General features: G+C 61.5%; 21 protein-coding genes. 8 read left to right on the top strand and 13 right to left on the bottom strand.

From position 1 onward, the window contains the following. Window positions 1–49: 49 nt before the first annotated feature. Window positions 50–1069: a Gfo/Idh/MocA family protein gene (locus YH3_RS15580; protein WP_042923914.1), complete on the top strand. Its 1020-nt coding sequence runs from the start codon at window positions 50–52 to the stop codon at window positions 1067–1069. A 237-nt stretch (window positions 1070–1306) separates the two neighbouring features. After that, complete coding sequence (locus tag YH3_RS15575; RefSeq protein WP_125052065.1) at window positions 1307–1726, top strand: hypothetical protein; 420 nt, start codon at window positions 1307–1309, stop codon at window positions 1724–1726. A 175-nt stretch (window positions 1727–1901) separates the two neighbouring features. Here YH3_RS15575 and YH3_RS37315 read toward each other — a convergent pair whose 3' ends face one another. The 3 genes from YH3_RS37315 to YH3_RS15560 form a co-directional block, all read right to left on the bottom strand. Then, a complete protein-coding gene (locus YH3_RS37315; protein WP_064443686.1) occupies window positions 1902–2405 on the bottom strand; it encodes an NUDIX domain-containing protein in 504 nt (167 codons plus the stop codon). A gap of 120 nt (window positions 2406–2525) precedes the next feature. Next, a complete protein-coding gene (locus YH3_RS15565; protein ID WP_021331879.1) occupies window positions 2526–3818 on the bottom strand; it encodes an MFS transporter in 1293 nt (430 codons plus the stop codon). A gap of 725 nt (window positions 3819–4543) precedes the next feature. Next, window positions 4544–5170 (bottom strand): TetR/AcrR family transcriptional regulator, encoded by a 627-nt coding sequence (locus YH3_RS15560; protein ID WP_030536574.1) that lies wholly within the window; start codon window positions 5168–5170, stop codon window positions 4544–4546. An 89-nt stretch (window positions 5171–5259) separates the two neighbouring features. Between YH3_RS15560 and YH3_RS15555 the strand changes: the two genes are divergently transcribed. Then, on the top strand, window positions 5260–5721 hold the full coding sequence (locus YH3_RS15555) for an SRPBCC family protein (RefSeq protein WP_064443685.1): 462 nt from the start codon (window positions 5260–5262) through the stop codon (window positions 5719–5721). A gap of 2 nt (window positions 5722–5723) precedes the next feature. On the opposite strand, the gene YH3_RS15550 is transcribed toward YH3_RS15555, so the two are convergent. From YH3_RS15550 to YH3_RS15540, 3 genes are all read right to left on the bottom strand, one after another. After that, a complete protein-coding gene (locus YH3_RS15550) occupies window positions 5724–6371 on the bottom strand; it encodes a TetR/AcrR family transcriptional regulator (protein ID WP_007730038.1) in 648 nt (215 codons plus the stop codon). Window positions 6372–6468: 97 nt separating this feature from the next. Then, the gene (locus YH3_RS15545; RefSeq protein ID WP_003939707.1) at window positions 6469–7230 is read right to left on the bottom strand and encodes an SDR family NAD(P)-dependent oxidoreductase; all 762 of its coding nucleotides are present in this window, start codon (window positions 7228–7230) and stop codon (window positions 6469–6471) included. Between the two features lie 73 nt (window positions 7231–7303). After that, window positions 7304–8449: an acyl-CoA dehydrogenase family protein gene (locus YH3_RS15540; protein ID WP_007730036.1), complete on the bottom strand. Its 1146-nt coding sequence runs from the start codon at window positions 8447–8449 to the stop codon at window positions 7304–7306. Window positions 8450–8589: 140 nt separating this feature from the next. On the opposite strand from YH3_RS15540, the gene YH3_RS15535 reads away from it, so the two are divergent. Beyond that, window positions 8590–9189, top strand: coding sequence for a TetR/AcrR family transcriptional regulator (locus YH3_RS15535; protein WP_238592626.1), 600 nt, complete (start codon window positions 8590–8592; stop codon window positions 9187–9189). Between the two features lie 633 nt (window positions 9190–9822). On the opposite strand, the gene YH3_RS35585 is transcribed toward YH3_RS15535, so the two are convergent. After that, window positions 9823–10107, bottom strand: a complete 285-nt coding sequence (locus tag YH3_RS35585) for a hypothetical protein (RefSeq protein WP_139182788.1) — start codon at window positions 10105–10107, stop codon at window positions 9823–9825. 633 nt (window positions 10108–10740) lie between these two features. On the opposite strand from YH3_RS35585, the gene YH3_RS15520 reads away from it, so the two are divergent. Both YH3_RS15520 and YH3_RS15515 read left to right on the top strand, forming a co-directional pair. Continuing rightward, on the top strand, window positions 10741–11319 hold the full coding sequence (locus tag YH3_RS15520; protein WP_064443681.1) for a hypothetical protein: 579 nt from the start codon (window positions 10741–10743) through the stop codon (window positions 11317–11319). Between the two features lie 61 nt (window positions 11320–11380). Continuing rightward, a complete protein-coding gene (locus YH3_RS15515; protein WP_064444201.1) occupies window positions 11381–12793 on the top strand; it encodes an FAD-binding oxidoreductase in 1413 nt (470 codons plus the stop codon). A gap of 8 nt (window positions 12794–12801) precedes the next feature. Here YH3_RS15515 and YH3_RS15510 read toward each other — a convergent pair whose 3' ends face one another. After that, entirely contained in the window at window positions 12802–14043 is a 1242-nt protein-coding gene (locus YH3_RS15510) for an RNA polymerase sigma factor (RefSeq protein WP_003940594.1), read from the bottom strand. Between the two features lie 6 nt (window positions 14044–14049). Further along, window positions 14050–14394: a YciI family protein gene (locus YH3_RS15505; RefSeq protein ID WP_007730031.1), complete on the bottom strand. Its 345-nt coding sequence runs from the start codon at window positions 14392–14394 to the stop codon at window positions 14050–14052. A gap of 140 nt (window positions 14395–14534) precedes the next feature. Between YH3_RS15505 and YH3_RS15500 the strand changes: the two genes are divergently transcribed. Both YH3_RS15500 and YH3_RS15495 read left to right on the top strand, forming a co-directional pair. After that, entirely contained in the window at window positions 14535–15011 is a 477-nt protein-coding gene (locus YH3_RS15500; RefSeq protein WP_064443680.1) for a DUF309 domain-containing protein, read from the top strand. Further along, on the top strand, window positions 15011–15649 hold the full coding sequence (locus tag YH3_RS15495; RefSeq protein ID WP_003940076.1) for an LON peptidase substrate-binding domain-containing protein: 639 nt from the start codon (window positions 15011–15013) through the stop codon (window positions 15647–15649). Before YH3_RS15500 ends, YH3_RS15495 begins: the two co-directional genes overlap by 1 nt. A 6-nt stretch (window positions 15650–15655) precedes the next feature. Here YH3_RS15495 and YH3_RS15490 read toward each other — a convergent pair whose 3' ends face one another. Genes YH3_RS15490 through YH3_RS15475 form a run of 4 tightly spaced genes read right to left on the bottom strand, consistent with a single transcriptional unit; the run spans window position 15656 to window position 19419 of the window. Continuing rightward, complete coding sequence (locus YH3_RS15490; protein WP_007730029.1) at window positions 15656–16471, bottom strand: mycofactocin-coupled SDR family oxidoreductase; 816 nt, start codon at window positions 16469–16471, stop codon at window positions 15656–15658. A gap of 58 nt (window positions 16472–16529) precedes the next feature. Further along, entirely contained in the window at window positions 16530–17156 is a 627-nt protein-coding gene (locus YH3_RS15485; protein WP_058037934.1) for an LUD domain-containing protein, read from the bottom strand. Beyond that, window positions 17153–18673, bottom strand: a complete 1521-nt coding sequence (locus YH3_RS15480; protein ID WP_003940584.1) for a LutB/LldF family L-lactate oxidation iron-sulfur protein — start codon at window positions 18671–18673, stop codon at window positions 17153–17155. The genes YH3_RS15485 and YH3_RS15480 overlap by 4 nt, the downstream gene beginning before the upstream one ends. Continuing rightward, window positions 18670–19419 (bottom strand): (Fe-S)-binding protein, encoded by a 750-nt coding sequence (locus YH3_RS15475; RefSeq protein WP_064443679.1) that lies wholly within the window; start codon window positions 19417–19419, stop codon window positions 18670–18672. The genes YH3_RS15480 and YH3_RS15475 overlap by 4 nt, the downstream gene beginning before the upstream one ends. Window positions 19420–19446 lie beyond the last annotated feature (27 nt).

Below are 19446 nucleotides of genomic sequence, written 5' to 3'. Positions count from 1 at the left end.
GCCGTCGCTGTCTATTCGACATCGTCGATGCCCGAGAAGGAATACTTCGATGAGCGAACAACCGCATCTCGTCTGGGGAATCGTCGGTGCGAGTGATATCGCCGAAACGAGAATGATTCCCGCACTGCGAAGGACCGGCCACCACATCAGTTCCGTGTACAGCGGAAATGCGGACCATGCCGAGCAGTACGCACGTCGGAACGAGATATCGAACGGAACGAACAAGCTGAACGATCTGCTCAGCGATCCCCTCATCGATGCGGTCTACATCTCCAGTGCAAATGATCGCCACCTCGAGCAGGTGTGCGCGGCGGCAGCAGCCGGAAAACACGTTCTCTGTGAGAAGCCGCTGTCGACGAGCATCGACAATGCGCGGAAGATGACCGCCGCTTGCGAATCCGCCGGCGTAGTCCTAGGCGTCAACCACCACCTGCCCGCAGCAGGTACGCACCAGGCCATTCGACGCACAGTGGCGCGCGGCGACATAGGCCGGATTCTGTCGGTCAGTGTTCGCCACACGTCGCTCCTACCCGAACGTTTGCGAGGGTGGCGACTCGGTAGCACGCCGGGATCAGGCGCCGTCATGGATCTTTCCTGCCACAACGCCTCCGTCGTGAATCCGCTACTCGGCACAAGAGCACTGACGGCGAGCGCGATCACTGTGGCCCAAGGAGATTGGGTGACCGAAGCCGAAGATGCAGCCTCCTCGTCGATTCTCTACGAGAACAACGTCCTTGTACGATTCCACGACACTTTCACTACGCCATTCGCACCCACGTATGTGGAGGTGCACGGGACAGCCGGCAGCCTTCATGCAGCCGACGTCATGACTCCGGAACCCATCGGGTCGGTCGTTCTGCACGATCGCCGGGGATCGCACGAGATCGATGTCGAAGACCGCCGGCACACGTACGACATCACGCTGGAACACTTCACCCGTGCCACGCGCGGTGACGGCCGACCAGTCGTCGACGGACTCGACGCGACCAACGCACTGGCAGTGAGCATCTCGATACTCGAGTCGGCCAGGACGGGTAACCGGGTCCCAGTCGACTTCTGTGGACAGTAGCCGTTCACAATTCACACTCGGAGCTGGTTCGATCCAAGGTAGAGGTTCATGAAACGTCCCACTGAGCGTGACGAAAATACGGATTGGAATAGATTCGCGATCCCACAATTCGTGGAACTTCTGCGGGCCGGTTCAGTTGGGCGCGGCCCGGCAATCGTAGGGATCGATGGGAGGGGTGGTTCCGGCAAGTCGACGCTGGCCGCACTGTTATCGGCAAACTGTACAGGGACGGTCATCGTGCACACAGATGACATCGCGTGCAGTCGAACATTTTTTGGCTGGGATACCTTGCTCGCCAAGGAATTACTGGAACCTATCCGGCGAAATGGGCTTCCATTCACCTTCCAGCCGAACCACGACAAGCCTCGCGATATCGCTGTCCCTGACCAGACGACGTTGCTTCTCGTGGAAGGTGCCGGGTCGATCCGCCGTTCATTGCGGATGTTGTACGACGCGACAGTGTGGGTCGACACCGCACCGGAGACAGCGCGACAACGATTGGTCGAGCTCGGCGAGGATCCACAGGGCTATCACGACGACAGGATGATCGAAGAGAATTCGTTGCTGAACGCGGACCGCCCTTGGGCGCACGCAATGTTTCACGTGTCTGGAACCAACTCTGCGACCAACGGCACAGTCCTGGTGCGCCGAACATAACCCCGTCGACCTCGAACGGCATTGGCATCACGAGTCGTCCACGGGGTTGTCTACGACGGGTCGCTGCCCAGTTGCGGCATATTCTCCTGTACAGAGCGTCGGTGTCTTGTCATGTACATGGCGTCGGTGTCGCCAGCGATCGCGCGGCCCGATTCTGTACGAGTAGCAACCTGGATCAATCCGAGCCGAAACACACTACCGGGCACGGCGAGCCGCGACGAAGGGTGAGATCGAGTCTCTCGGCGATATCGTGAGGCGCGAAAAGGGCCGAACCAGAATAGCTCTCGATCTCTTCCAGACTCCACCATCTGAAACCGTGTAGGTGCTCATCGCGAAATTCTGCGTCGGTCAGTGCCCCTCGTGGTTCGAATTCATGAACTCGAACCAGGAAATAGAAGTTGTCGACGCCGCTGAATCCGGGAAAGTGCTCTGGATCGATGATCGTTTGGCGCCAGACGAGCGGCTGCGTCGTGCGTAGTTCGAGCCCTACCTCTTCTCGAAGCTCTCGCTCGAGTGTGCCGCGTGGGGTCTCACGTTCCTCACAACGGCCACCGGGCGTGATCCAATAGGTTTCATCGGATCTAGATCGAAACTCGCACAACAGTATTCGATACGAATGATCCACGATCAGCGCTCGCGCAGAACGTCTGATCGACTCCGAAGGTCCGCCGGTGCTCATGTTTCTTCCTCAAATCCCGAACAGAATTTCCTTCCGTTCGGTGACACCAGTGCGAGTACACCGGATTTCGATGTACTCGCACGTGGGCCACTGCTTGTTCGACCTCATGCTTGTTCGACCTCAGTGGGAGACCGTGTGATGCTCCGGCTTCGGAGCATTTCCCGTACGTTCAGTTTCCGAGTATCGCGGAACGGTTTTCATCAATACAGGACCGCCGACGGCGATGAGCAGGAGCAAGATTGCCGGCAGCGCCGGCATCCAGCCGATTCCGAATCCGTCGACGATGAGCGTGATCGCAGCCGGCCCGGCGAGCATGCCGACGTAGCCGATCGCATTGACAATTCCGATGTTTCTTCCGGCGTTCTCGGGGTCACGACGGCCGGCAGCAGAGAGCATCAGCGGAGCCATGCATGCCAGCCCGAGCCCCAGGAGAACGAATCCCACCAGGGCGAACGGAGCTGACGCACCCCCGATCGCGAGCAAGGCACCGACGAATCCGATCACACCACTGACGGCCACGATGACGCGCGCACCGAAGTACTCGGCGAGCCGGTCGCCGAAGAGGCGCCCCACGAATTGTGCACCGGAGTAGAAGGTCACAGCTGTCGCAGCCATACCTGCGCTGGTATCGGCATGGCGCCGGACGAACTCCTGTCCCCAGTCCAGAATTGCGCCTTCGCTGAGCATCGATGCCAGCATCAAGAGGCCGAATCCGGCCATGATCAGCAAAGTCGTCGTCGACGCCGATCTCTCGGTTGTCGATTGCTTCTCGATCGCGACTGCGGCAGCCGGGGGAAGCAGCTCATCGCGAGTCAACAGCCAGCGACCGAACACAGCTCCGAGAACCGACATCGTGACACCGATCGAGATGTAGGCCACGGCGGGGCTCTCGACATAGTGACGGGCGATTGCACTGGCCACCAGGCCGATGACGAATCCGCCTGCCGGATAGGCCGCGTGGAACGCAGACATGATGGGCCTGCCGTAGTAACGCTCCACCTGCACACCGTGTGTGTTGAAGGCGGTATCGAAGGCACCTCTCAACAGGCCGATCATCACGCCGAGGAACATTGCGCTGGCAATACCCTGCAAGAACGCGAACGGGATATACATCAACGGGTAGATGATCATCGTCGGCATACAGGTGGCTCGCGGACCGTACCTGTCGACGAACGGCCCGATGAGGAAGCAGCCGACTGCAGCGCCGACGCCGATCGCCAGTGCCACCAGCCCGAAATTCGAGTCTCCGCCCTCCCCCGACCACCCCAGGTGAGCACGGAGCGCAGTGGTGTTCGTCGACCACGTGAGCATGACCGCTCCCAATTGCGCGAATCCGAAGAATGTCGCAACCCGGGCGAGCCGAATTCGCTGGAGGCTCAGCGCCGGCCGGTCTTCCGAAATGTTCGTAGTCATTGTGAGTCCTCAATCTGCACACGCGTGCCCCTCAATAGGGTTGCGAGGCACGTCATGTACTGCAATCAGCGTTGTCCAAATCACGTTACGGAGTCGCCATCACAACAACGATGCGCAGTGCGAGAACTAATTCACCATAAATATGCACATATCGCGCACATCCTAGGCCAAACAGTCCCCGCAGCCGCACGCCCGCCAGGTCGACACTGCGCACTGCATCATTGCGCGTAACGACACCGGGGGATAAAATTCACCATTCTCGTGCGGTTAAACGTATCACCGCACGTGGAAGAGTCAATAGGGCAAGAATCAGCGCACTGGTAATTGATCGACCGAGCCGTGTGCCCGAAGGTGAGCCTCGTGCCGGTGTAGAAGTAGCTACAGCGAGCCTGCACTGTTTTGCAACGACGCGTGGACGGTCACCCGCGAGACCGCACTCGCAAGCCTCCTGGCCGGCGCTGACCGCCTACTGATCCCCGGCGGCGATGAAGTCACCACTGTTGCAAAGTCGTTGGCCGCCGCGGCCGTCCGGAATCCGATAGCTGGAGAACGCCTTCGCAACGCAACAAACCGTGTCCGCGCGCTGGTCAATGCGACCGACCTACGCGATTTCCCAGGCAAACAAAAGCGAGGTTGAACGCGTCGTGGCCGACACCAAACGCTGGCGACCGCCTTCCGCGACACTGCACACAGCAGTTACTCCCCCACCCGCTTCGCCCCCACAGTCACTCCCCCACCCGCTTCGCCCCCACCATGCGCCTCGCTATCTCCAAATACCTCTCCACCAACTCGTCCGGAGACAACTCACCGTCCGGTCGGTACCAGACCGCGACGGCGACGCACATCGTCACCACGGCTCGGCTGGCGTCCTCGGGATGGTCGGCCTCGAACACTCCCGAAGCGACGCCGTCGAGGACGATCCGGTCCACCTGCTTCTGCTGTTCGTCGCGCTGGGCGATGTAACCAGCCCGGCTGTCGGGCTCCATGCTGCGGATCTCCGAGGAGGCGACGAACGACTGCTCGCGTCGAAACATGTGGAACCGCAACAGAGATTCGATCACCGCGTCGAAGCGATCGGAGGGATCGTCCCCGGCATCGAGTTCGGCGGCGCGGCTTCGCTCCAACAACTCCGTCATCACAACGGTCGCCAGACCGATCAGCAGAGCTTGCTTGGACGGGTAGTGGTGGTAGAGCCCCGGCACCGACAGCCCGGACCGCGACGCGACGTCACGGATCGAAGTCCCGTGATAGCCCTGCTCGACGAACGCCTCCAACGCCGCAGCGAGCGGTTTCGGTAGTCCCAGGTCTTCGTAATCGCGCCAGGACCCGCGTACCGGAAGCTCGTTCGTCATACCGATACCGTAGATCGCTCTTGCGCCGCCGCCGAACACGTCGGAGCCATTGGTTAGAGTCGGTGTTCACCGAAAGACAGGGACCAGTCATGATCCATGTTCGCCACACCGCGGTTGCTGCCGTGCCGGTTGATGTCGCCTTCGACTACATCGACGACTACCGCAATGTCCCGACGTGGATGTTCGGTGTTTCCGAGTTCACCCCGTTCGGAGAGTTCGATCAGGGACTCGGCGCCACGTTCGACGCGGCCATGCAGATCGGGCCGAGCACGTTGCGCTCCAAACTCGAGGTCACCGAGTGGGAGAAGAATCGGATCATCAAGCTGTCCTCGCTCGGCGGTGTATCCAACTCGTCCACGTGGGAGTTCGCCGCGATCGACGATTCCAAGACCGAGCTTTCCGTCGACTTCGCCTACAAACTGCCCGGCGGCATTGCCGGCAAGGCACTCGGCCGATTGATCGGGCCGTTCGTCGAAAACGCTGTCAAGAACAGCGAGGAAACACTGCGCCACAGCCTCGAGGAGCAGTTCGCGGCCCGCGGCGAAGGCTGAAACTACCCGCGGTCGCCTTCGAGTCCCAGCGCGTTGGCCCACACCTGAGTAGCCGTCTTGACGACGTCCTCGAACGGGACGGGGTTGCCGTCGGCGCCAGGTTCCTCGGAGACGAATGAACTGTAGGCAAGACGGCTCACCATCGCCGACAGTGCTCGGGAAGCCAGCAGCGGGTCCAACGAGGCGTCTGCCTTGCCAGCTGCTTGCAAGCGTTCGATGGCTCGGGCATTGCGAGAAATGAAGGTCTCGGCTCGGTCCCGACGCAGTTTCGCGAAGGCCGGGTCGATGTGCGATACCTGCTCGAGTAGGCCCATGAGTTTGGCGTTGCGGCGAAAAGCCGTCAGGTAGGCACGGTTGCTCGATTCGAGGACCGCATACGGATTGTCGACGTCGCGGACCCGTCCCATGCCTGGGTGCAGCATGTCTTCCTGCGCGACGTCGAGAACTGCGGCGAAGATCTGCTCTTTGTTGTCGAAGTAGGTGTAGAACGTGCCGGTGGAGCAGTTCGCTTCCTTGGTGATGTCCGTGAGACGGGCGTCGAGATACCCTGCGCGCTCGAACACCGTTCGAGCCGCTGCGACCAGAGAAGCCCTGGTCCGGACGCCGCGGGCAGTCACCGGCAGGTCACGCAGAAGCTCCGTCGCAGCCATGGATGGTGGCGGACGGTCTTCCCAGTTCTCCTGAGGTTCGGCGCGAGAGGTCACCAGCTACTTATACGGCAAAGCCGGCGACATCTCGGCATCGGCGTCAGGTGATGGTGATTCCTCCGTCGACGGCGATGGTCTGACCGGTGACGTATCCGCCGGCCTCGGACGCGAGCCACACCATGGTGGCCGCGAGCTCTTCCGGATCGCCCATGCGGCCGAGGATCAGGCGCGGAGCCATCGCGTCCAAGTAACCGTCGTTGTATTGGTCTGTCATTTCCGACTTGAAGAAGCCGGGCGCGATCGCGTTGACGCGAATGCCCTTGCGCGTTCCCCACTGCTGTGCGAGGTCGCGGGTCAATCCGACGACGCCTGCCTTGCTCGCCGCATAGGCGGCCTGCGGGAGTCCGGCGGTCGTCAATCCGAGAATGCTCGAGATGTTGACGATGGAGCTGCCCGGGAGCATGACGCGGCCGCAGGCCTGCGCTGCCCAGTAGGACCCGTTGAGGTTGATGTCGATGACGGCGCGGAACTGGTCCGGGGTCTCGCGGGTCGCCGGAACGGCAGTTCCGACGCCGGCGTTGTTGACCAGCACGTCCACGCGGCCGAACTTCTCCATCGCGGCGTCGACCATGTTCTGAGCCTGAGCCGGATCGACGATGTCGGTGGCCACGCACAATGCTTCGCGGCCTGCGTCACGCACGAGCTTGGCCGTGTCTTCGAGCTTGTCGACGCGGCGAGCAGCGAGGACGACGTCCGCGCCGGCCTCTGCTGCGGCTTTCGCAAACGCCACCCCGAGGCCCGACGACGCACCGGTCACGATGACCACTCGATCGGTCAGAGAGAACTTGTCGAGAACAGACATGCGCGGTGATGCTCCTGTGTCGTCGGGTTCGGGAAGTGGCGGTTGCAGTGACGTATCGACTGCAGTTGCGAAATTACAGGCCGAGATCGCGGCCGATGAGTTCCTTCATGATCTCGTTGGATCCGGCCCAGATCTTGGTGACGCGGGCGTCCATCCACGCGCGAGCGGCGCGGTACTCGGTCATGAAGCCGTAGCCACCGTGCAACTGAACGCAGTGATCGAGGACCTCGTTCTGCACCTGCGCGGTCCACCACTTAGCCTTGGCGGCGTCGATGGCGGTCAGCTCGCCGGCAGCGTGTGCCGCGACGCAGTTGTCGACGTAGGCCTGGGTGACCTCGATGCGGGTGACGAGATCCGCGAGAAGGAATTTGTTCCACTGCAGCGAGCCGATCGGCTGACCGAAAGCCTTGCGGTCCTTGGCATATTGCAGCGTCTCTTCGAGGATCGGAGCGGCGTGCGCGATGTTGGACACCGCAGCGCCGACGCGCTCCTGCGGCAGCATTTCCATCATGTGGATGAAGCCGCGGTCGATCTCACCGATGATGTTGGTGGACGGCACGCGAACGTTCTCGAAGAACAGTTCGGCGGTATCGGACTCGTGCTGGCCGACCTTGTCGAGCTTGCGTCCGCGCTCGAAGCCTTCCATGCCGGTCTCGACGGCAAAGAGGGTGATGCCCTTGGACTTCTTCTCGGGACTGGTCCGAGCCGCCACGATCACGAGGTCGGCGTTGTAGCCGTTGGTGATGAAGGTCTTGGAGCCGTTGATGATCCAGTCGTCGCCGTCCTTGACCGCAGTGGTCTTGAGCGAGGCGAGGTCGGATCCACCGGAAGGCTCGGTCATGCCGATGGCCGTCAGCATCTCACCGGTGCAGAACTTGGGCAGCCAACGCTGCTTCTGCTCTTCGGTGGTGAGCTGAACGAGGTAGGGAGCAACGACGTCGGCGTGAATGCCGAAGCTCGAGGCAACAGCTGCACTGGCGCGCGAGAGCTCTTCGGCCAGAACCGCGTTGAAGCGGTAGTCGCCGGCTTCGCTTCCGCCGTACGCCTCCGGAACCTCGAGTCCGAGGAAGCCGTTGCGTCCCGCTTCGAGCCAGATTTCACGATCGATGAAGCGCTGGTCGATCAGCTTCTCTGCGACCGGAAGGATGTTCCGGTTGACGAATTCGCGAGCAGATTCGCGAAATGCCTCGTGATCGGGTCCGTACAGAGTGCGACGCATGACGAGTTGCTTCCTTTCGGCGTGGCAAAGCCACACGTAACGATGTTCCTAAGCATTCGCTTAGAATCTAAGCACCTGCTTATGGTGAATCGAGAGCGGGATATTGTCAACATCGAAATCCGTCACACATGGAGGAAACCGTGAGCGATTCACCTGACGTGGTGATCAGCCCCTCCAAAGCTGCGGCCCGTATCCGCGCGGCAGCCGTGGACGCTTTTGCCTCCGCGGGCTACGGCGGCACCACCACCCGTGACATCGCCGCGCGACTCGACATGAGTCCCGCCGCCATGTACCCGCACTACCGCTCGAAAGAAGAGCTGCTTTTCGCGATCAGCTTCGAAGGCCACACCGAAGCGTTGAAGGTGGTCGAGGGCGCCGACCGACCTGGTGAAGAACCGTCCGTTCGCTTGCAGGAACTGATCAGCACCTTCGCCAGTTGGCAGGCCGGGCACCACTCACTCGCTCGCGTCGTCCAGTACGAACTCACTGCCCTCACACCAGAGCACTACCGAACCGTCGTCGCTCTTCGCCGCAGCACGACGCGGGTGGTTCGGGAGGTTGTCGACGCCGGCGTCCGGTCGGGCGACTTCACGATCCCTGATGCCGAAGGCGTCACCCTCGCCCTGATGTCCCTGTGCGTCGACGTGTGCCGCTGGTTCCCAGCCGGCAATTACACGAATCCGGAAGACATCGGAAAACTGTACGGAGACCTGGCATTGAGGATGGTGGGCGCGAGCTAGTCCGACACCCTTGTGTTCGGATTGCGCTGATTCTGGCTGTCGAGTGAGACATTGCCGGTGGTTGATTAGACGTTTCTTCGGATACCGTCGGCCACAGCAAATGGGATCCGGGGCCCGTAGAGAGCCAGCTTCGCTCCGCACGGATATACCGACATGTACTGATGAGGGGTCGTTGTTGAGGTTTCACACATGGAAACGGCTAGATCTCGCAGGGGCGGCAAGCATCGCAACTCTGGGTGTGGCGATACTTGCGGCGCTGAACGCTCGGCGCGCGTATCAACGGCAGGATAGGTTGTTTGCACATAACGTCCGCTCGTCGACGCAACAGGAAGACTCTGGTCAATTTCGATTGCCACCGGCGGAATCTATCGACGCGGCTCACAAATTCTCGCGCGGGAGGTTTTGGTGGGGACTAGTGTCCACCACTATCCTGAGCTTGTTCTGCACGGCCATTCTGTGGGCCGAAGGTTGGCCACAATCAGCCCCCGAAGGCAAAATCGACAAGTGGTTGAGCAACGTGACCGGTTGGGTCGACCCAGGGACATCGCTGACATTTTCTTTGGCAGTCCTCGGTTTGATCGCTACCATTACCATCTCGGTGAGCTTCGCGACTCCAAGCCGCAGCGTAATCGATCAGGTCGAAACAAACTTCTGGAGTGCGGTGCTAACGGGATTTTCGGCGGTATCGTCGATGGTTGCATTCACGGTTTCTTTGGTGGCTTGGCCCTCAACGATCGGAGTGCCCAGGCTGGCCACAGGCGTCGCTGTGCTATCGACACTCGTTGCGTTCGGCTGCTTGGTGCTGACTGCATCGATCAGGCTTAAGACCGACAATGCAGCGATGCGTCGCCGGTCCATCAGCCAAATCAACCAAAAGATCAACCAGCTTGAAAATCGTCGGCAAGAGGTTTTCGGCATGTCAGCCTCAGTATCCACACGAAACTTTCGATCAGTTTTCATACTTATTGTGCACTGCCTGGCCGTCTCGCTCTTGTTCGCGTCCCTCGCATACAGCGTAATTCTGCTAGCCCCTGCCTCTGAGCCCAAGTCCTTCGGTTGGTCGTTTACTTCTGCGATTATCGCTACTTCAGCTATTTGGTTTTTTACCCACTTACGGTGGTCGGTGTATCGGTCCACACGGCGGTGGAAACTGGAAACAACTTCGAAGTTTTACGCGCTGCTATGGGTCGCATTCATTACCCTGTTCTTTGTCGCTGACCTCCCTAGCACTTGGACAGTCGCTGTTTTTGGTGCATTTCCTCTGATCTCGGCCGCCCTGGTGAGTTTGTCGCGTCCAGACAGAATATTGTGGGGCCCTGTCAGATGCGTTCGATGGTTCGCACGGCCGGTGTGGGATGAAGTTGACCGCTCTCTTCAAATTCAACTCGGAGAATTGAGAATCCGAGAAATTGCGCGTCGCACTGCACCTTTGCGAATGTGACAGAGATGACTTAGGCCCTACGAGACGCTCCGACACATTTTGAAGGCATTTCGACGTATGGGTCTAGATCGCGCGCGTCGCAGGTACCGACCGCAGAAAGGACTCGGCCAGTGGCCAACCGCACCTATCTCTACTCGACTCCTGTTGCTCCGCATGAGAATCCGGCTGCCGCTCGCGCCCGAGGTCTCACCGGTATCTCCGAGTGGTCGTACGCGATACCGCTGGTCCCGAGGATCCTTGTGTCCGTGAATCCCTTCGCCCAACAGTCGATCATCTGGGACGACACCCCCGACCTGATCGCGGTCACCGCGCCCTGTGGTCCTGGTATCGCCCGGCTCGAAGACTTCCTCGGCCGAATCGATCACCCCGAACTCGGCACGATGGCCGGCGATGCGCTGCGTTTCCTGCGCAGCCACACCGAACCCGACCACTACTTCGTCCTCGAGTGCGGCGAGATCTTCGACATGGACGACGAACCGTTCGCCGAACAGGGCACGGCCCTGATGACCGGTCTGGCGGACATCGACGCCGAGATGGAGGCGGCGCTGGCCACACTCGCACCCGCCAAGCCGCGCTTCTGGGAGCGACTGTTCACGCCGACTCAGGAGAGCGTCGAGGAACCGCTACGCGAACTCGGCCTCGGTTACTGGTCCGAGACCCTGTACTTCGATCTCGACGTCCCGCGATAGGCGAACCGAGCATCCATCAGTTTCAGACCAGTTGGTCCGCAAACAGGTACCCTCGGATTTCGTGTCCGACTACGCCACCGATCTGCCAACCGCTGCGTCCACCGTCCTCGGCGGTTGGGGTCGCACAGCCCGAACTACCTCGCATGTCGTTTCGACTCCTGATGTAGAGGCGATCGCAAAGGCCGTCGCCCGCGTCGCAGAAGACAACGCGGACAAGCCGTTGCACCTCCGACGTGGAGTCATCGCTCGTGGTCTGGGCCGGTCTTACGGAGACAACGCGCAGAACACCGGCGGCTTGGTCATCGACATGACCGCCTTCCGTCGAATTCACAAGATCGATGCCGAGTCCCGTCTCGTGGAGATGGACGCGGGAGTCTCTCTCGATCAGCTGATGCGCGCGGCGCTACCATTCGGTCGCTGGGTACCGGTACTCCCCGGAACACGCCAGGTAACCATCGGCGGAGCGATCGCCTGCGATATTCACGGCAAGAACCACCACACCGAGGGCAGCTTCGGAAATCATGTCCGCTCGATGGATCTGCTCACTGCTGACGGCAGTATCCGAACACTGGAGCCGCAAGGCCCGACATCCGAACTCTTCTGGGCTACCGTCGGCGGGATCGGACTGACCGGGATCATCCTGCGCGTCACCCTCGAGATGACACCGACCGAAACGGCATACTTCGTCAACGACGGCGCACTGACCGCAGGCCTGGACGAAACCGTCGCTTTTCACAGCGACGGCAGCGAAGCCGACTACACGTATTCGAGCGCCTGGTTCGATGCAGTCAGTGCGCCGCCGAAGCTCGGCCGGGCCTCGATTACGCGTGGTTCGTTGGCGACCGTCGACCAGCTTCCGCTGAAATTGCAGAAGAATCCGTTGAAATTCGATGCACCACAACTGTTCACGACACCGGATGTTTTCCCCAACGGCTTGATGAACAAGCTATCGGCGTCAGCGATCGGCGAGTTCTACTACCGCACTGGTGGCAACTACATCGGGAAGGTGCAGAACCTGACGCAGTTCTACCATCCGCTCGACCTCATCGGTGAGTGGAACCGTGCCTACGGGTCCAAGGGATTCCTGCAATACCAGTTCGTGGTGCCCGTCGACGCGGTGGACGAATTCAAGAGCATCATCCGCGATATCCAGCGTTCGGGACACTACTCAGCTCTCAACGTCTTCAAACTTTTCGGCGAGGGAAACGCAGCGCCACTGAGCTTTCCGATGTCCGGGTGGAACGTCGCCTTCGACTTCCCGATCAAGTCAGGCCTGGGTGAGTTCGTCGCCTCCCTCGACAAACGGGTACTCGAATTCGGCGGTCGCCTCTACACCGCCAAGGACTCTCGGACTACCGCAGCAAGCTTCCACTCGATGTATCCGCGAATCGACGAGTGGATCCAGATACGCAGAAATATCGATCCGACAGGTGTTTTCGTGTCCGACATGGCCCGAAGACTCGAATTGGTCTGAGGCGCCGATCAGTCGGAGATCTCACCCAACCGACGCTCCAGGTAGGCCCGCTCCGGTTCCGTACCAACGAGTTTCAGAGCTTGTCGGTACGCGGATGCCGCTGCGTCGGTGCGCCCCAACCGAGCAAGTAGTTCGGCTCGTGCAAGGTGATACGGATGGTAGTCGGCAAGTTTGGGCTCCGCTGCCAGTTCCTCCAGCGCAGTCAGCCCGACTTCCTCGCCGTCGCGCATCGCCAACGCTACTGCCCGATTGACGGCCACGACCGGCGACGGAGTCAGCGTGAGGAGCACTCCGTAGAGAGCGCAGATCTGTGGCCAGTCGGTGCTCTCCACATCGGCGGCCTCGTCGTGCAATGCGGCGATAGCGGCCTGCACCCCGTACGGCCCCGGCGCTCCCCCGGTCAACGCGACTACGACGAGGTCGCTGCCTTCCTCGATCATCGGCTGGTCCCAGCACCCGCGATCCTGATCTTCGAGGAGGACGATCCCGCCGGCGGCGTCGGTACGGGCATCCCGACGCGCGTGGACGAGAAGCATCAATGCAAGCAACCCGGCGATCTCGCGCTCATCGGGAAGCAATGCGCGCAAGATCCTCGCCAGCCTGATCGCCTCCACCGCCAGGTCGACGCGTTGCAGATCCGGACCCGAACTCGCTGCGTACCCCTCGGTGAACACCGAGTAGATCACCTGCAGAACACCGGGCAAACGTTCCGGGAGTTCTTCGGCGCTGGGAGTGCGGAAGGGAATCCGAGCCTGACGGATTTTCTTCTTCGCGCGCACGATCCGCTGCGCCATCGTCGCCGAAGGAACGAGGAAGGCCCGAGCGACTTCGGGCGTCGTCAACCCGCCGAGGCAACGCAAGGTGAGTGCGATTCGGTCGTCCTCGGCCAGCGCTGGGTGCGAGCAGGTGAAGAACAGCTGCAACCGCTCGTCGGGAAGTTCTCCGTCGACCGTGGGCGGCGCCGGGTCGGCACGATCGGCGTCCACCTGCATCACCGCCAATCGCGCCGCATAGGCCTGATCACGACGAAGCCTGTCGACGGCTTTACGACGCGCCGTGGTCAGCAGCCAGGCGCCGGGTTTAGCCGGCACTCCGTCCACGGGCCAGTGCACCAACGCGGCCTCGACGGCTTCGGAGGTGACTTCCTCGGCCAGATCCAGATCACCGAAGCGGCGGACGAGCGAGGCCAAGAGTCGTCCGCGTTCCTCCCGGAACACTGACTCGATGGAGTTCTCGGCCTGCTCGTCCACGGCGAATCAGTCCCCGAACCCGGCCAGTGGACGCACCTCGACGCTGCCGCCGTCGCGCGCGCCGGGGCACCGCGCGGCCCAGGCCAGCGCCGCATCCAGATCAGGGACGTCGATGACGTCGTAGCCGCCGAGGATCTCACGGGTTTCAGCGAAGGGTCCGTCAGTGACGGTCTTTTCTCCGGACTGCGAGACCCGAACCGTCGTCGTAGTCGTCAGATCGGCGAGGGCATCGCCGGACACCCAGATCCCGGCATCCTTCATTTCCTTGTCGTATTGCTGCCAGTCCTCGAACGTGCACTGGGGTTCGGTGTCTCCGCCGGGTGCGGTGTAGATGAGCAACATGTACTTCATGACTGACTCCTTGGTCTGTTGTTTTTCTTGCGGCTTTCCTGCCTTACAACATGACGACGAACGGTTCTCCCCGGAATCGACAGGCGACTCGAAAAAACTTTTGGCGGGTTCGTCCGAGGCGCTGCCGTTAGGCTGAGTGTATGACCGAACGCGACCGGGACGCCGCTGGGAAACCCCTCAATTCGCGGCCCCGTGACGGACTCGGACGTCCACTGCCACGCGACGCAGCGGGCGGTGTCCCGCGCATTCCGGACGATGTACGCCTGCCACCAGACGAGTCGATCACCGAGGCGCAGCGCCTCCTCGACCACGGCATGCCTTTCCACGCACACGAGATTCTCGAAGGAACGTGGAAAAGCGCGCCGCCCGAGGAACGTGACCTGTGGCAGGGACTGGCTCAGTTGGCCGTCGGGCTCACCCATCTGCTTCGGGGCAACAACACCGGCGCCGTCTCACTCCTCGGCCAGGGTCACGACCGCATCAGGCACTACGAGGTCGAGAGTCCGCACGGCCTCGATATCCCCGGTCTACTGACGTGGTCCGAGCACCTGCTCGCCGAAATCGATCGCCCCCGCGATTTCCCCGCCCCTCCGATTCCGAGGTTGAGAATCCCCTGATGCCCATCTTCCCCATGTTTCCGCTCGGCTCCGCTTTGCTACCGGGTGAGGTGTTGCCCCTGAACATCTTCGAACCTCGGTATCGCGCACTGGTCGAGAACGTTCTCGAAGCTGCCGACGGCCCACTGTTCGGAGTAGTGCTCATCGCTCGTGGCCACGAGGTCGGTGGCGGCGAATCACGTCACGACGTCGGCACTCTGGCTCGGATCGAGTCTCATGTCGCCATGGGTGCCGGGCGGTATCAGTTGTATTGCCGGACCGAAGACCGCATCCGGGTCAATCGATGGCTGCCGGACGATCCCTACCCACTTGCCGAGGTCGAATTGTGGCCTGACGAGAACAACGGAACACCAGTCACTGCTTACGAATACGACTCGCTCCTCGAGCGCATCGAGTTCATGTACGGAATGTTGGGAAAGCTCGCACTTCGGGCCGGCGAACAGACTCCGCGAATGCCCGTCCCACCGGATCCCTTGGATCCGCTGGGTTCTCGGCTGTATGCCCTCGCCAGGAGCATTCCGATGGGTGACGCCGATCGCCTGGCGATTTTGACCGCGCCAGGCGCCGACGAACGTATTCGCACACTATCGGAGGCAGTCGAGAACACCATCGAGGTCGCGCAGTTCAATCTCCTCTGAGCGCAACTACGCCATCGTCTGACCCATGTCGATGACGATCTTCGTCCCGGTGACCGCGCGGGAGAGGTCCGTCGCGAGGTAGACGACGGCGTTGGAGATGTCCTCGACGGTGGTGCGCGGGACGGACGTGAGCGGCCACTTGTACGAGTTCATGTACTCCGGATGAGTAGTGAGTACCTTACCGACGTTGGGATCGTTGCCCATCTCGGTCTCCACCGCGCCAGGGTGGATGGTGTTGACTCGAATGTCGAAGCTTCCCAATTCTGTTGCAGCAGTGCGAGCCAAACCCACGAGGCCGTGCTTGGCCGCCGAGTAGTGCGCGCAGCCGGGCGCTTCGGCGACGCCGGCAGCACTGCTCACAATCACGATGGAACCACCGTTGCCGGCTTCGATCATTGCAGGAACCGCAGCTGTCATCGTGCGCCAGACACCATTGAGATTGATGTCCACCAGCGTCGACCACTGTTCTTCAGGCATCTCCCAGAAACGGTTCCACGTAGCGATGCCCGCATTGGCAATCACGACGTCGAGGCGACCGAACTTGTCGACGCCCGACGCCACCGCCGCCCGCAGCGCCTCGAGGTCACGGACGTCCGCTACAGCGGTGACGATCTCGCGCCCCTCCGCTCGCACGAGACGAGCCGTTTCTTCGAGGTCGGCTTCAGTCGCGGCCGCGTAACCCACGTCTTCGGACACCGACGCGCACACGTCGACAGCGATGACGTCTGCACCTTCCTGCGCGAGTCGAATCGCGTGATTGCGTCCCTGACCCCGCGCTGCACCGGTGATGAAAACGACCTTGCCTGCCAACAGTTGTGTCATGGCCGGGACGTTAGACGCTGATGAGGCCGCCTGCCTGTGAGTTCCCGCTCGACGGGAATCAACCGTCGACGATGACGACGTGAAGATTCCTCGGACCATGGACACCTTCGACGCGCTCGAGTTCGATGTCGGAGGTCGCCGACGGGCCGCTGATCATGGTGGTGGGGCGCTCCGGGGTCAGCTTCGCAATCGCCTCCGGCACTCCCACTTCCACACTGCTGCGATACACGACGCAGATGTGTGTGTCCGGTACCAGTGTCAACGCACGGCGTCCCTGCGATGGACCGGCGTCGAGGAAGATGGTGCCGGTTTCGGCGCACGATACCTTCGAGCCGGTGACAACGGCGTCGAGGTTCTCGAGTTCAGGAGCCGGTACGTCCGGGCTGTCCACCACCAGCGTTCCGTCGAATCCGGCTACCCATGATCGGTCGAGGCCGGCGGGGATCCCCAGAGTGTGTAGTCCGTGCTCTCTCAGTATTCCGGCGACGGCCTCGGCGATTTCTGTTGCAGCGCAATGGTGAACGTGCGCCTTGTAGTCCACCAGACGGTCGACGAACAAATCGATGAGTTCCTCGTCGGACATGGTTCTGCCAGTCCGGTAGTTTCGCGGTATCTCGCCTTCGCGGGCGGGCGCCAAGGTGATGGCATCACGAATGCGTCCGAGCACCACGTCACGTGAATTCATCTGTCTGCCTTCCCGTCACGACGAGCCTCGTCCAATGCCGCGCGGCCTTCGTCGGAGTCCCACCAGGATCGGAAGGTCTGCTTGGGCGGTGCGGGAATGTCTCTGGCAGCTGTCCAACCGTTCAATGGAGGTGGCAACGTAGAGATCTTCCCTTTCCTGCCGGCCACGACGCGTCCGAGCCCGGCAGCTTTCTGAGCCAACGTCCACCGGCCCTCGGTCGACATCGCCAGAGAGGCGGCTTTCATCGCCAAAGACTCTGCCGTGACACCGGATTGCTCGACCTTCTGGTGCCGCAATTCGACGAGCAGCGAGGGTATGTCGATCTTGACCGGGCAGGCGTCGAAGCACGCACCGCACAGACTCGAGGCAAAGGGAAGCGTCGAGTTGGGATCGTCTTTGCCATGCATGCCCGCGAGCTGCGGAGTCAGCACCGCGCCGATCGGTCCCGGATAGGTCGATCCGTAGGCGTGACCGCCGGTGCGCTCGTAGACCGGGCACACGTTCAGACACGCCGAGCACCGTATGCAGCTCAGGGCTTCCCTCCCGATCTTGTCGGCAAGCGCGGCAGTCCGACCGTTGTCGAGGAGGACCAGGTGGAACTCCTGTGGACCGTCGTCGGGCGTGACGCCGGTCCACATGGAGGTGTACGGGTTCATCCGCTCCCCCGTCGAGGACCGCGGCAGCAGTTGCAGGAAGACCTCCAGATCCTGATACGTCGGCAGAATCTTCTCGATGCCCATCACGGTGATCAGTGTTTTCGGCAGGGTCAGGCACATTCGCCCGTTGCCCTCCGACTCCACGACGGTCAGAGTGCCCGTGTCCGCGATGCCGAAATTGGCGCCGGAGACGGCGACCGGCGTCGTCATGAACTTGTGGCGCAGAAACTTTCGTGCAGCAGCGGCAAGTTCGGCCGGGTTCTCCCCGAGGTTGGGGTCGACATCTGGCATCTCACGAAGGAATATCTCCCGAATCTCGGACCTGTTGCGATGGATCGCGGGAACCAGGATGTGCGACGGTTTGTCGTGGCCGAGTTGGACGATCAATTCCGCGAGATCGGTCTCGTAGGCGGTGATTCCGTGGGCTTCGAGATGCTCGTTGAGACCGATCTCCTGCGTGGCCATCGACTTGACCTTGATGACCTCGTCGGAGCCGGTGGCTTTGACAAGTTCGGTCACAATGGCGTTGGCCTCGTTGGCATCTGCCGCCCAATGCACCTGCCCACCGCGCGCGATGACTGCAGCTTCGAACTGTTCGAGCAGTTCCGGCAACCGCGCCATGACGTCGGCCTTGATCGCCGAACCCGCATCACGCAGGTCTTCCCAATCGGGAAGCTCTCCAGTCACGTTGATGCGCTTGGCACGGATGGTGTGCGTCGCCTTGCCGATATTGCGTCGCAGTTGCGCGTTGGCCAGCTCGTGATGTGCTGCGACGGGGAATTTCTCAGTACCTCGCAGGAACCCTGCACCCTCGGGCGACCTCGGCGGGAAGCTGGGCAGACCCAGCGTCACAGCGCTCATGCGGGCACCCGGCTTTCCACCGACGCCAGAATCTCCGCGAGGTGAATGGTCTTGGCGCCCATCTGCAGTCGTGACATACCGCCGCCGATGTGCATGAGGCAGGACGAGTCTCCGGCGCTGCAGAATTCGGCGCCGGTGTCCGCAACGTGGCGAATCTTGTCCGCCAGCATGGCCGTCGAAGTCTCCGCATTCTTGATGGCGAAGGTGCCGCCGAATCCACAGCAGGAATCTGCTTCGGGGAGTTCGACCAGATCGATGTCGCGGACGTTGCGCAGCAACTGAAGTGGCTTGTCCCCCACCCTCAACATGCGCAGTGAGTGACAGGTCGGGTGATAGGTGACCCGGTGCGGGAAGTACGCGCCCACATCGTTGACACCGAGAACGTCCACGAGGAATTCGGAAAGCTCGTACGTCTTTGCCTTCACGGTCTGCACCTGCCCACACAGCGACGCGGTGCCGTAGCGCTCGGCGACGATCTCGTGTTGATGACGGACCGAGCCGACGCACGACCCCGATGGTGCGACAACCGCGTCGATCGACGCATCACCGAAGGTATCGGCGTAGTTCGCGACCAGCGGCAGTGCTCCCGGCTGATAGCCGGTATTGACGTGCATCTGCCCGCAGCAGGTCTGCCCGGACGGAAACACGACGTCGTGCCCGAGACGGGTGAGCAGGAGGGCGGTGGCCTTGACGGCGTCGGGAAACATCGTGTCCCCGATGCAGGTGGCGAACAGCGCTACTCGCATGTGGTTCCCCGCAATCTGTCGGTGTGG

It is taken from the genome of Rhodococcus sp. YH3-3 (genome assembly GCF_001653035.1).
Taxonomy (GTDB): domain Bacteria; phylum Actinomycetota; class Actinomycetes; order Mycobacteriales; family Mycobacteriaceae; genus Rhodococcus_F; species Rhodococcus_F qingshengii.
The sequence above is the reverse complement of the archived record's forward strand: the minus strand, read 5'-3'. Positions and strand labels throughout refer to the sequence as shown.

Excerpts from the sequence above, each read along its gene's own strand:
- YH3_RS15485 (WP_058037934.1), bottom strand. The coding sequence starts at position 17,156 with ATGAATTCACGTGACGTGGTGCTCGGACGCATTCGTGATGCCATCACC.
- YH3_RS15480 (WP_003940584.1), bottom strand. The coding sequence starts at position 18,673 with ATGAGCGCTGTGACGCTGGGTCTGCCCAGCTTCCCGCCGAGGTCGCCC.
- YH3_RS35585 (WP_139182788.1), bottom strand. The coding sequence starts at position 10,107 with ATGCCGAAAACCTCTTGCCGACGATTTTCAAGCTGGTTGATCTTTTGG.
- YH3_RS37315 (WP_064443686.1), bottom strand. The coding sequence starts at position 2,405 with ATGAGCACCGGCGGACCTTCGGAGTCGATCAGACGTTCTGCGCGAGCG.
- YH3_RS15495 (WP_003940076.1), top strand. The coding sequence starts at position 15,011 with ATGCCCATCTTCCCCATGTTTCCGCTCGGCTCCGCTTTGCTACCGGGT.
- YH3_RS15580 (WP_042923914.1), top strand. The coding sequence starts at position 50 with ATGAGCGAACAACCGCATCTCGTCTGGGGAATCGTCGGTGCGAGTGAT.
- YH3_RS15560 (WP_030536574.1), bottom strand. The coding sequence starts at position 5,170 with ATGACGAACGAGCTTCCGGTACGCGGGTCCTGGCGCGATTACGAAGAC.
- YH3_RS15505 (WP_007730031.1), bottom strand. The coding sequence starts at position 14,394 with ATGAAGTACATGTTGCTCATCTACACCGCACCCGGCGGAGACACCGAA.
- YH3_RS15555 (WP_064443685.1), top strand. The coding sequence starts at position 5,260 with ATGATCCATGTTCGCCACACCGCGGTTGCTGCCGTGCCGGTTGATGTC.
- YH3_RS15540 (WP_007730036.1), bottom strand. The coding sequence starts at position 8,449 with ATGCGTCGCACTCTGTACGGACCCGATCACGAGGCATTTCGCGAATCT.
- YH3_RS15500 (WP_064443680.1), top strand. The coding sequence starts at position 14,535 with ATGACCGAACGCGACCGGGACGCCGCTGGGAAACCCCTCAATTCGCGG.
- YH3_RS15545 (WP_003939707.1), bottom strand. The coding sequence starts at position 7,230 with ATGTCTGTTCTCGACAAGTTCTCTCTGACCGATCGAGTGGTCATCGTG.
- YH3_RS15475 (WP_064443679.1), bottom strand. The coding sequence starts at position 19,419 with ATGCGAGTAGCGCTGTTCGCCACCTGCATCGGGGACACGATGTTTCCC.
- YH3_RS15550 (WP_007730038.1), bottom strand. The coding sequence starts at position 6,371 with ATGGCTGCGACGGAGCTTCTGCGTGACCTGCCGGTGACTGCCCGCGGC.
- YH3_RS15490 (WP_007730029.1), bottom strand. The coding sequence starts at position 16,471 with ATGACACAACTGTTGGCAGGCAAGGTCGTTTTCATCACCGGTGCAGCG.
- YH3_RS15565 (WP_021331879.1), bottom strand. The coding sequence starts at position 3,818 with ATGACTACGAACATTTCGGAAGACCGGCCGGCGCTGAGCCTCCAGCGA.